8 protein-coding genes are annotated in these 11,910 nt (G+C 41.1%); 4 read left to right on the top strand and 4 right to left on the bottom strand.

Annotation, left to right across the window (positions count from 1 at the left end; genetic code table 11):
• Positions 1 to 118 precede the first annotated feature (118 nt).
• Complete coding sequence (locus GNE10_RS23955; protein WP_099071554.1) at positions 119 to 472, top strand: hypothetical protein; 354 nt, start codon at positions 119 to 121, stop codon at positions 470 to 472.
• A 117-nt stretch (positions 473 to 589) separates the two neighbouring features.
• Complete coding sequence (locus GNE10_RS23950) at positions 590 to 1,006, top strand: hypothetical protein (protein ID WP_185567296.1); 417 nt, start codon at positions 590 to 592, stop codon at positions 1,004 to 1,006.
• Between the two features lie 223 nt (positions 1,007 to 1,229).
• On the opposite strand, the gene GNE10_RS23945 is transcribed toward GNE10_RS23950, so the two are convergent.
• The 3 genes from GNE10_RS23945 to GNE10_RS23935 all read right to left on the bottom strand — a co-directional run bounded on the left by GNE10_RS23945 (position 1,230) and on the right by GNE10_RS23935 (position 8,540).
• On the bottom strand, positions 1,230 to 2,792 hold the full coding sequence (locus GNE10_RS23945; RefSeq protein WP_185567295.1) for an NAD(P)/FAD-dependent oxidoreductase: 1,563 nt from the start codon (positions 2,790 to 2,792) through the stop codon (positions 1,230 to 1,232).
• Between the two features lie 943 nt (positions 2,793 to 3,735).
• A complete protein-coding gene (locus tag GNE10_RS23940; RefSeq protein ID WP_185567294.1) occupies positions 3,736 to 6,702 on the bottom strand; it encodes a poly(A) polymerase in 2,967 nt (988 codons plus the stop codon).
• A gap of 227 nt (positions 6,703 to 6,929) precedes the next feature.
• Entirely contained in the window at positions 6,930 to 8,540 is a 1,611-nt protein-coding gene (locus tag GNE10_RS23935) for a peptide ligase PGM1-related protein (RefSeq protein WP_185567293.1), read from the bottom strand.
• Between the two features lie 810 nt (positions 8,541 to 9,350).
• Here GNE10_RS23935 and GNE10_RS23930 point away from each other — a divergent pair.
• Both GNE10_RS23930 and GNE10_RS23925 read left to right on the top strand, forming a co-directional pair.
• On the top strand, positions 9,351 to 9,623 hold the full coding sequence (locus GNE10_RS23930; RefSeq protein ID WP_185567292.1) for a hypothetical protein: 273 nt from the start codon (positions 9,351 to 9,353) through the stop codon (positions 9,621 to 9,623).
• 210 nt (positions 9,624 to 9,833) lie between these two features.
• The gene (locus tag GNE10_RS23925; RefSeq protein ID WP_185567291.1) at positions 9,834 to 10,091 is read left to right on the top strand and encodes a hypothetical protein; all 258 of its coding nucleotides are present in this window, start codon (positions 9,834 to 9,836) and stop codon (positions 10,089 to 10,091) included.
• Between the two features lie 268 nt (positions 10,092 to 10,359).
• Here GNE10_RS23925 and mgtE read toward each other — a convergent pair whose 3' ends face one another.
• On the bottom strand, positions 10,360 to 11,760 hold the full coding sequence (gene mgtE, locus GNE10_RS23920) for a magnesium transporter (RefSeq protein ID WP_099071561.1): 1,401 nt from the start codon (positions 11,758 to 11,760) through the stop codon (positions 10,360 to 10,362).
• Between the last annotated feature and the right edge of the window lie 150 nt (positions 11,761 to 11,910).

The following is an 11,910-nucleotide window of genomic DNA, read 5'->3' as shown; positions in this document are numbered from 1 at the left end:
GTTTAAATAATGTTAAATTTGTCCTTTTCATACTCTCGATATATGCTAAGGTTAATTGCATTATTTAGAAATAAGTTACATTAAATTATAAGTTTCTAACATTATCCCCAGGATCTTGATGTTCGATTTCAACGCCTTAGCTGAATTCTCTCGCGCCAACTGCGTGACTATTTGCGCCTTTCTTGTACCAGCAAATTTGCTGATGACAATTTTAACTATGGTTTTAACAGGATTACGTCGGCCATCACATCAAATTTGGCAGTCAGCGGCAATTGCCAGTTTTTTCGCTTCCGTGATGATTTTGCACGTCTACTCGTGGTTTATGATTGGCGTGGTGATGGCTCCTACATATATCTTGATGTCTTTAGCGATCGCCTGTTTGTTAACTAATTCAGCAGCAATTATTGTTCACAGACGCTACGGTAGTAACCCTAGTCCTGTACTTTTAACCTCTAATCCACATAATGGGTAAATTACAGAAATTTTCAGTCGGGATTTAAACTCCTGCTGAAAATCTGCTATTTTTAGACGAAGTGGCCTTAAATCCTTGAATATCGATTAAAGCAACAAGTCTAATGACCAATGACCGATGACTAAAGCAATTGTTTGGGTACATGGAGACTGCCTCAGTCCATATAATCCCGCACTACAAGAATACCCTGGCACTCCTGCTATTTGGGTTTGGGACGAAGCTTTGATTGAGGAATGGCAACTTAGTCTCAAACGCTTGACCTTTATTTACGAATGTTTGCTAGAGTTACCTGTTGTCATTCGTCGTGGTGATGTAGTAAAAGAAATTTTGGCTTTTGCTGAAGAACAAAAAGCAGATTTAGTGGTGACAGTAGATAGTCCCAGTCCCAAGTTTGATGATATCTGCAATCAAATTGAGCGTTCCATTAAATTGGAAATTTTAGAGGTGGAACCGTTTTTTGATTATGATGGCTATATTGATTTGAAACGGTTTTCGCGTTATTGGAAAGTGGCTCAAAATTATGTTTTTGAGTAGGTGGATTGTAGAATGACCTCTTGCACAAGAGTGCTTTTTGCACTCTTGTGGTCAAAGAGAAAAGGTGAGCCAGCGCGGTCTTGGGGGTTTCCCCCATGAGCGACTGGCGAACCCCGAAGGGGTTAAAGGGGAAAGGGAAAATACCAAACATGCACCTCCTTTTCCCGACTTTTGCAAAAAGTCTGCTATACAGTGACTTTTGATTTGTCACCGTACAAACTAATCAGCCAACTCCCACTAAAGGCTGGATGATTTCAACTTTTTGCCGGGGTGTTTGCCCTGTCAACAGTTCCACTACATCCATCCCATTACCAATTACACCAGGTACACTGGGATACCCAGCACTCGCCCCTACTAAAAACAAGTTTGGTAATTCCGTTACATATCCCAAACGATTTAAACCAACTTGTTTGGGGATTAATTTTGCACCATAAATATTACCCTGGGGTTGTCCGAGATAAAATTCGCTGGTGGTGGGTGTACCGTAAACTTTCATTCGGGCGTAGTTGTCCACATCTGGAATCAAGTCTCGCACACTTGTCATCATCTGCTGATAAACTTCCCGTTTTCTGGCTTTATAGGCTTTTGGGTCGGTTTTATGCAGATATTCAAACGGTTGGTATGAACAAACAGTAGCAATCTCTAAAACGTGATGTCCTTGTGGTGCTATGCCTAGTTCGCTGGATTTCATCGTCGGACACGAAAGGAAAATCCACGGATGACTTAGATCTCCCTGCAATTGTTGTTGATATTCTTGGTTGAGGTTGCCTGTAGGATAATACCAAATATTCCAATTACCAATGCCGTAGCGTTGAGGATCGAATTGGCTATCTAAACCCAAGTAAATATTAAAGGCACTAGCTGAGTATTCGTAACGACTAAGGCGTTGTCGTTCTTTATAACTCAACGCTTCCGCATCGTGCATCAACTCTACTGTTAATTTGGGGTCGAGGTCGCTGATATAAGCTTTACTAGCGCGATAGATAATGCCATCGGCAAGTACGCTATGAACGCTACCATTACTAACCTGAATATGGTTAACCGAGCTTGAGTACTTGATGACACCTCCACCTGTGGTAATGACATCTGCAATAGTGTCAACAAAATGTTTAAAGTGATGTTTGGGATAATAAGCGCCTTGTGAGTAGTCCCAAACTAGGGAAGTGTGGGTGAGTAGGGCAATTTCTTGGGGTGGTAGTGCATAGTCGCCACTTTGTCCGGCCAAAACAGCTTGCAGTTTGGGGGATAATCCCACATGGTTATATAAATCTTGTAGTGTCCAATTGCGCTTCCAAAATAAATTAAGATATTTCGGTAACTTCAACCAATCAGAGAATTTGCGATTAAACCAGCGTACTTCCTGCACCAAGTTGCGAATTTCTTGGTGGAGTTGTTGAATTTCATTGCAATAATTGTTAATTGCTTTAGCTTCTTCAGGAAATGTGGAAAGTAAACGCGATCGCAAATTTTCCCATCCCAAAGGAATTTTAAAATCCACCTCTGGTGTAATGACTCTATCGACGCAGTCAGGATCGAGACTATTAAAAGGTACATCTCGTCCAATATAGTCAAGAAATTGCCCTATGGTCTCACCAGAACCACATTGAGAAATATAATGAACATCAGCACAAAAGCTGTATTCTCCATAATCAAAGGTGTGGCAACATCCACCTGGTAAATAATGTTGTTCTAAAACTACTACTCGATAGCCTTGTCTGGTTAAACAAGCTGCGGCCGAAAGTCCACCTAGTCCGGCTCCTAAAATCACGTAATCGAAGATTTCCATCTCAGCCTCCTGTGGTAATCTGGCAATATTGATTTATCTTGATTTCGGCGTTATGGTTTTTGAGCGCTGTTTTTGACTTGTCAGAATGGCAAAATACTCACTATTTTTTCATCTAGCTTTGCTGTTTTCACTCAATGAAAATTAGGTGTAATCACCATTCAGTAGAAGGTGTAAGGATTTTTATCGATGATAGTGGTAAGGCAATACAGTTCGGATAAGCAGTATAAACTTCCCTTGTGGTCTGGGAAAAGGTTAAAGGGTAAGGGGTAAAGGATGTATTTGAAACCTTTCCCCTTTCCCCTTTTCCCTTTAACCGAACCGTATTGAGTGGTAAGGGACTTCCAAGTAAAAAAATATTCCATAGAAGATTGTTGACCCTTCTCCTATGGTCGCCGCTACGCGTAGCTTGCTTCCACGTAGTGGTACGACTTCGCTCAGGGTCAAGGCTGAGCGGAGTCGAAGCCTTGACTGTTGACGGTTGACTGTTAACTGTGAACCGTCAACAATCAAGAGTCAAGGCATTAGCTGGAATAATTTATTTTTTGGAGTTCCCTAATTACATCATCACCAAATGTTTTGATATTTAGCTATGGTACTTTTGACCCAACAACCTCATATCAATTCAAAATTCATACATACCCTACGGGAAGCTAAAGCAACAAAATTCACCCATGAAAAAAGCTAGATATCATAAGGGTTTGGGAGTATTTTCCAATTGCTATCATTCAGCTTTAGATGTCCTCAAGTATGTTGAAACTAGCCGCATACTTTTGCTGCAAATCTTTGGGAAAACTTGCAAATACATAGGCGGCGATAATTTAATAATCTAAGCTTTTTTATTCACCCTCTATGTATTCAGATTATCTAAGCTGGCAAGAATTGTTTGACAATGTTTGCTTTTCTTTATAAAAACTGTCTCTTAGAGACGCTACGCGTAGCTTGCTTAAGAGCAGGGGTACGCTGAGAGCGAGTCATACACAATAGCCAACTGAATTCTGACTCCTGAATTCTGAATTCTGTTTGATAAAAAATCTCTCGCTAACTGTTCTATGGTGGTGCTTTCACAATCAGCAACAAGATGCAAACCTAATACTACACGCGCCGTATTCTGCATCTTTTGAATACCTGTCCAAGGTCGCACAAACACACCGAGTTGCTCAAGCTGAATAATTAAACCAATGATGTAACCTTCTAAAATACCGCAGCATTTTTCTAGCTCGTGATTATCTTGATTACTCACATTTAATATCAAGAATATTTCTGATTCTTGGTGTAACTCGATTGGCTCAAATAAAGCTGTCCACTTTTCTTGTCCAGCTAAAATTTGCTGAGTTAGTGTTGCACCTCTGGCAAATTCACGGTGGAGTATCTGTGCAGTAGAACAAGTGACATTACGAGCAGTATTCTGACATGGTTTTATTGATGTGACTATAGGTAGCCAATCTCGTGGTGATTGTACCTGATATTGTCTACCTACATCGGTGAGAGCAATTGCCCGTTGCCAATCATGATGATGCAAAATTTGGAAAAAATTAGCCAGTAATTTCTCTATACTCGTTTCTAATTTTTTGTCAAATGTACAACAAAAAGCACAGAGTAAAGCCCAGGAGAAACCACCCAAAAACCCCCAAGTATTGCTGTAAATATCTCTGGCTTTAGCCCAGGCGCGTACTGTTCGCAATAGCTGGCGGTAGGTGTCTAGCGATACATATTGACAAACTACCTCTGTAATTACATCTGCTTCCCAACAACCGACAATAGCTTTTAAGCTAGTTGGGTCAAGGTTTTGCGGAGTTTTTCTCGCCAATTGGTAGTTTTCTATCCTTGCGTAAAGTAAATCTAAGGATATTCCTTCTAATTGCAGGCGCAGTACTGGTACTTGTGCATTTAATATTAGTTGAGTGCGGCACAATCCTTGCAATCGTTGTTGGACGCTAGTCAAAAACGTTTCCCCAGATACATAAGTTGGAATCACACACACAACATCCAAATCGCTTGCGGGACTTTGCACCCCAAGGCGCGCCGAACCCAATAATTCTAATGATGGTTGAAAACCCAAACATTCTGCACAACCTTGAGTCACCACTTCTAACACTGTGTCACGCTGTAATTGCTGTGCTGGAGTTAGTGCGGGTTCCAGTTGTTTAACCAACTCCCCTAATTCACTTCCCCCTTGTCCCAAATACACAATATATCTCACCGCAAAAGGCTCATCACCCCGACGGCTAATTAAAGCGATAGAGTCAACTGTAAAACTAACTGGATGCCATTGCGGTAACTCAGTAAAAGCTGCTTCCTCACTGGGGAATTGTCCGACGCTGAGGTGGGGTGTAAAACCTGCTTTTGTTTTACTGCTTTGTTCGTTACATTGGGGAAACAGATTTTCCAGTACCGCCTGTAATTCATGCAATGCGTTTTCTGGCTGGACAACAGGACGCAACCAAGCTGTGGAACTTTTGCGGTGTGTAAATGTTTGGAAGTCAGTTAAGGTAATTTGAAATGGTTGTATTTGAGCAAGTGCAGGGGCAATTATTTCCACCGCTTCAGCAAAATAAGATTCCGGTAGAAAGCCGTAGAGTAAATTAATGTGAGCCATCCAACGCTCAACTCTGGCATCATAACGCTGACGGATGGTTTGGATAGCAGGTAAAACATTGTCTGGCGGAATTACAACTACAGCACTTTGATAAACTGGACGGACTGTACTAAGTGCGGAAGCTGGAAAAGACTTGGCAAATTTAAGAACTGCACGAACACCAAAATGATCGGATGGATAAATTTTGCCTTCTGTACCTGCTAGCGGTTCACAAGCAAACAAGTGAATTGACTGGGCTTGCCAATCATTGTTTGGACTTCGCAGTAAAATGCGATCGAGCCTGACTGGTATTCCCTTTAAACTCATCAACGCCGCTAGGGTGTTGCGTTGCGGGTCAAATGTATAACCTGCTGCATCTGGATGTAATTGTTGCCAGATATCGATATATCCAGCACCCATTAATATCTGTTCTTGTTCGTTACCTCGCGTGTTGAAATCACCAGCTATCAAGCTATTTCCTGGTAACTTTTGCAGATATCCAATTATGGTAGCTAGTTGCTGCTGGCGTTTTTCTAGGGCATTTTGGGCGTAATCGCTGGTTAAATGCACCACTGCAATGTGCAATAATCGACCGTTAATTTCACAACTCCCCACCAATACCCGCTTGTGTCCAGAAAATTGATGCTCAACGAGTGTAAAAGGCAGACGCGACAATAATAAATTACCGTAAGGTCGCACTGTTGCGGCTGTGCTAGATTCGGAGATGTAATAATTGCGTACCCAATTTTGTGATAAAAGCAACTCTAATAAAGCTGGTGTTGCTTCTTGGATGGCGATAATATCGGCGTTACATTCACGTAATTGATCGATAATTGCTGGTAATCTTTTTTCAGTGGCGATTTTCTCCTTTTCGTAAAGGTCACAAAGCACGTTAAAAGTAGCGATCGCCAAAGTTTCTAAATTGACGGCTGCGGCTTTTTGTGTATCTACTTGCCAACCTTGGATATCGTATTTATAAACAGGTCGCGGGGTAAATATCGCTGTGCTATCTAATATAGTGACAACTTTCTCCCCTAGATTTTCTCTAGTCTCGCTTTTCCACGCCGCAGCAGGTAACTCTCCAGAGGAAATTAAATCTAAATGCTGTTCCCGATCCCAAACAACCACATCTCCACAACGGATATAGCGGATGCGATGCCAAGGAATATCACCATCTGTCACCCATTGTGCCAGAGGTTTTTCTCTGATTCCTGTAGATGAAAGACGTTCTTGAAAACCAACAACAAAAGCACTGCTATCAAGACGCACATCCCAGATAATGCGATGGTAAACCTCGCGACTGGTTGCCATTTTTTTCTTTTGAGATTTTGACATCTTCCCTTTTTTCTGTAATCAAATAATTTCGCGACGAAATCAAACGAATAAGCAAGTCAATATTCGCCACTTGAACCGAATTTGATTGAGACGAGGGATTACATAATGCTTTTACCGTAGTTTGCAAATTGTATTATTTATAATACATTATATTTCATAAGCTGTAGTAATACCAAAATAACCAGAAGACTGTTAACTGTGAACAGTCAACAGTCAACACTCAATAGTCAACTTTCTGAAGTATACTCATTCCAAGCCACGGGAAAAGAGTAATCTGACAACCCTGAGAAAACCTGATTTTCACTGCGGGTTTCTTCATCGAGAACTTTGACGACTTTGTTATAAATATCTTGTGCTTGTTGGGGGGAATCACCGATACTGGTTAATCCCAACTTGCCAAACTGAGACAGACAACCCATAAGATGAAAGACTGTGCCTGTTTCAGTACCGCTATCAAAGTGCAGTCTGTAGTCAGCGATAATATCCATTAAATCGTTAGGTAATAATCCCCGATAGCGGTCTTTTTGCAAGTTGTCAGTGGCAATGTAGTATTTGGGGCGGCCTTGCTGGCTGTAAAATAAGCCTGTAGAAAGGTCATAGCGACCGTTAGTCAATAATTTCAAGGTCATGAATGGATGAGTTGTGCCGCCTTTACGCAGATTAATTTCGATCGCCTGAATATCCCACTGTCCATTACCTTTGTCAACTGCGATAAAATCTACCCCAAATCGTTCTAGCGCCCCTTTTTGGGCTAGCTTTCTGCCGACTTGCAGTCCCAATTGTTGTAGCTGCAATCGATACCTTTCATCAGCGGGAAAGCTACAACCAAGATAAATTTGACCGTCTGGCCCTCCGAGAATTTGGTCGTGGGTGGAGAGGATTTCCACTTCACCGCCGGGGGTAATTCGTCCTTGAACGCTGGGAGAACGCTTAATTTCTCCTTCCACAAATGCTTCTGCAATGGCCCCTAATTCTGGAATTCTGGCCGAAAAATTCTCCCAAGTTTCTTGTTTTGCTTGAAAGCGCATTGTTGAAAAGCGATCGCTAATTACTGCTACCCTTTGGGCATGAGTACTTTTACCAGGTGCGACATCTTCAATCAATCTTAAATCTAGTAGGGCATTTCCTTCTCCAGAAATACCTTCGTTTAGTTTCACTACTATTTTTTGTAATGTCGGTTGGCGTTCCCACAAATCAGTAGCGGCTTCTGCTAAATCGCTGTGATGCCATACTTTTTCGCTTCCATCTGGATGTGGTACTGCACTTTCACTAAAAATTTGCCGACTACCACTTTTTGTTCCCCAAATCTGCAAATCTGGCGCAGCAGCATACAGTGGTATGCCCAATTTTACAGATAATTCGCCTTCAAAAACCGACGAATTATAGCAGATCATAAATGATTTATCTAACCTCAACGCTTGACGAATTCGTTCTAATAAACGGGGGCGTTCTAAAATTTTTTGGCTGAGGGGTTTTAGAGAGGAATCGTAAGTAGAAAGTAGCAGCAAGCGATTGCGAGCGTGAGAAAAGGGGATTCCTGGCAAAAGTTGTAGATAATAATCAATGATACTGGGATGCAATGGTACTGACGTGACATAAATCAGTCTAGTACGGGGATTCCGCAAGCGAATCAAAGAAAATAGTAATCTTTCTTCATAATGTTCGCAGCCTTCGATTTTTTGGAGTTCCCGCTGGTCAATACTCAAAGAAGGAATAATTACAATATCAGCTTCACTATTATCAAATAGCTCGATAGTTTTCCAGCGATCGCGTAGAGTTGATTGCAGATGGCGAAACTTATCAATCTGCTGTAATTCAGAAACATCTAGTGTTGCCATAATATCTACCTATCGCGATCTAAAAACTACTTTAGTGTGCTGGTACATCCTCAGTCACTTCTTTAACAAGTTACTCATTTGCCAAAAATTAAATAATATTAATTTTCTGCAACAAATGAGTATCATGAAAAATTGTTTCACCAAATTAGAGAAACTTGACAAAAAATACTATAAAGTTTTGCGGAAATACCAGCTTAAATTAATATTAACGAAAATGCAAAGCAATATAGTGCGTATTTTGGCATTTATCAAGCTATTGAGAGCTAATTACTACAAGTTTCTTAACTTGTCCAAGGCATTGTTGTACATTGTTGACCAACAACAGTGTCTAGAGAAAAGTCATTTATCAGCGTAATAGCTTATTAGGGACTTCCGAGTCAAAAAATATTCCATAGAAGATTGTTGAGTGTTGCTCGTTAACTGTCAACCGTCAACGGTCAAAAGTCAAGGACTTTAAGTGGAATAATTTATTTTTTGGACTTCCCTTATTTGAGTTGATTTTATGTCTTAAGGTTGAGATCGTTTCAACTTGCTTTATCTCTAGAGGATGATAAAGTCTTGGACAATACATAGTTTACTTAAATACAGAACATGAGAGTTCTGTACTAGTTTTTCGTGGTCAGGTGAATAACTTGTGTCAGGTGTGAGGACAAAACAGGCAAGCCCCGCACTGTTATTATTAACAAGTACGTTTGGTAAGCATTCGGGGTATAAAAACCCAAAATTGCAAATGGCAAGTGGGAGCCAAAGCAAAAAGTAAACCTTGGATGGAATATTCTATCCAAGGTTTACTTTTAAAAATCAGGAAATTTGAAGAAGAATTCAGAATTCAGGAGTCAGAATAAAGACGCTCTCTACGAGACGCTACGCGTAGCTTGCTTCCCCGGAGGGGTACGCGGACACGGCTTAGCTGCGCTATCAGTCGGGGATTCAGACCCGCGACTGATTAAAGACCACCAAATTTTCAATTTGGTGGGGGTGCAAAAACGCCGATTATTCAGACGCTCCTACGTCGCTCTAAGCGAAGCCATACCGCAGGCTTTACGCTGCGCTATCCGCCAGTCATACAGAATACCTAACTGAATTCTGACGACTGACTCCTGAATTTTGTTTGATAAAAACAACAATAATTACTAATACAATGCCCAATGCCCAATGCCTAATGACTAATGACTAATGACTAATGACTAGTCTGAAAGATACCCTAATTTTCTTCCATTTGGGAGAGGATTTGATGTTTACAGATTGGTAATATATTTATCAGCAAACGTTTAAGAAAAAATAACTATCTCTATGGCATCTCCAAAACCATTGCATGGTACAGAACTAGTAGATTGTGCTAGAGCAAATGCCAAGCAAGGAATTGAAACTGCTGCTTATCAATGTGGCTATGGTGAAGATCTCAACAAATTTGCACAAGAACTCAGGCAAGCTTGTGAAGAAATGAATTTGCAAGTCAAGGAACTCAGCGAACTGATTACGGAACAGGATTTAATATTGCAATTGGGTACTGGCGAAATCATTGCTCCAGATACGCCATCAGAATTATAAAATTTAACAGTTAAAGGTTAGAAGTTAAAAGTTAGGAGTTAAAAGTTAGGAGTTAGGAGTTAAAAATTAGGAGTTAGGAGTTAAAAGTTAAGAGTAAAAAATAAGAGTTAAAAAAATTCACCTCTTGAGTTCTATCAGCAGTCAAGAGTTAAGAATTAAAAAATTTCACCTCCAAACTCCTCACTCCAAACTCATAACTCCTCACTCCAAACTCATAACTCCTGACTCCTAATTCCTAACTCCTAACTTTTAATTGATAATTCATAACTTATATTTTTAAAATTATCCGCGCTAAGTTGAAGTAAATCAAAACGCCGAGTACATCAACTGCTGTGGTGATAAATGGTGCTGACATTAATGCCGGATCTAAACGCAGGAAACGAAATAAAAATGGCAGTGCTGAACCGGAGACGGAAGCTAAAATAGAAATAGCTACTAGACTAGTGCCTACAGCGATCGCTACTTCTAATCGTCCTTGCAAAAAGTAAGCCCAGACAGTGGCAATGGTACCTAACATTCCTCCTAGTAAAGCACCTGCGATCGCCTCCCGTCCAATTACCTGCAATGAACCAAGCGATCGAATTTCGTCGGTGTTCATCCCCCGAATTACCACTGTGGAAGACTGGGCACCCACATTACCACCAGTACCAGTAAGTAAGGGAATAAATGCTGTCAGTGCTACCACTTTTGCTAAGATGTCTTCTTGGGATTTAATAATCGTTCCCGTGACAGTGTTGGTCAAAAGTAAAACCAATAACCATAAAACCCGCTTGCGAGCAACTTCTAATAAATCCATCTGAAAATAGTTGTCGCCTCCAGATTGCACGCCACCACCCAAGGCATAGATATCTTCGGTGGTTTCTTGTTGCAAAATATCAATTACATCATCAACAGTGACAATACCTACTAGACGCTGTTCTCGATCTACCACAGGCACAGCCAAAAAATCATATCTTTGGATTAATCTGGCAACTTCTTCCTGGTCTGTATCGGTGTTGATAAACACTACATCACGCGTCATGATTTCACCGATAATTTCTTCTGGCTGGGATGTTACCAATTCTCGCAACGATACAATTCCCGTTAACCGCCTTGCTACATCAGTGACATAAAGATAATAAATCATTTCACTGGCATTAGATAAGTTGCGAATTCGCTCTAGGGCTTGAGATACTGTCAAGTTTTCTTTGAGCGAAATGAACTCTAGAGTCATAATTCGCCCAGCAGTATCAGCCTCATAACCCAATAACAGGGCTGTAGCTTGGCGTTCTGCTGGACTTAGTTGTTCTAAGAGGCGATTAACGACTTTTGCCGGTAACTCATCAAATAACCTGGCTCGGTCATCTGACGACATTTGATCGACAATATCCCGGACTTCTTGACTTTTAAGTTCTTCGATTAATCGTTCTTGAACAGTGTAGTCAAGATACTCATAAACCTCGATAGCTTCATCCTTAGAAAGCAAGCGAAAAGCCAAAGCGTGCATCGCTTCTGGCAAACCCTCAATTGCCTCGGCAATATCCGCAGGCTGTACAGGTACGAGAATAGCTTTTGCTCCCTGCAAGTCGCCTGCTTCTAGGAGCATTTGTAGCTGAGTCCGCACCAAATCCCGCAATTCCCTGCGTGAGACATTCTGGAGGGTAGAGTTTAAATTATTTGTCTCAGTCAAAGTTCACTTTCCTCAGCCAGTTTGAACAAGGTTGCTGCCACTAGTCTAGGGGAAAGTGGGGATACAGAACCTCAAACTTGTGATTTTTCCCAACATCAACTAATTAGACTTCTTGTAGAAGTGGGGAAAAGGGGAAGGGGGGGCCCCCTC

The sequence above is a fragment of the Nostoc sp. 2RC genome (assembly GCF_014222165.1).
Classification (GTDB): Bacteria; Cyanobacteriota; Cyanobacteriia; order Cyanobacteriales; family Nostocaceae; genus Nostoc; species Nostoc linckia.
The sequence above is the reverse complement of the archived record's forward strand: the minus strand, read 5'-3'. Positions and strand labels throughout refer to the sequence as shown.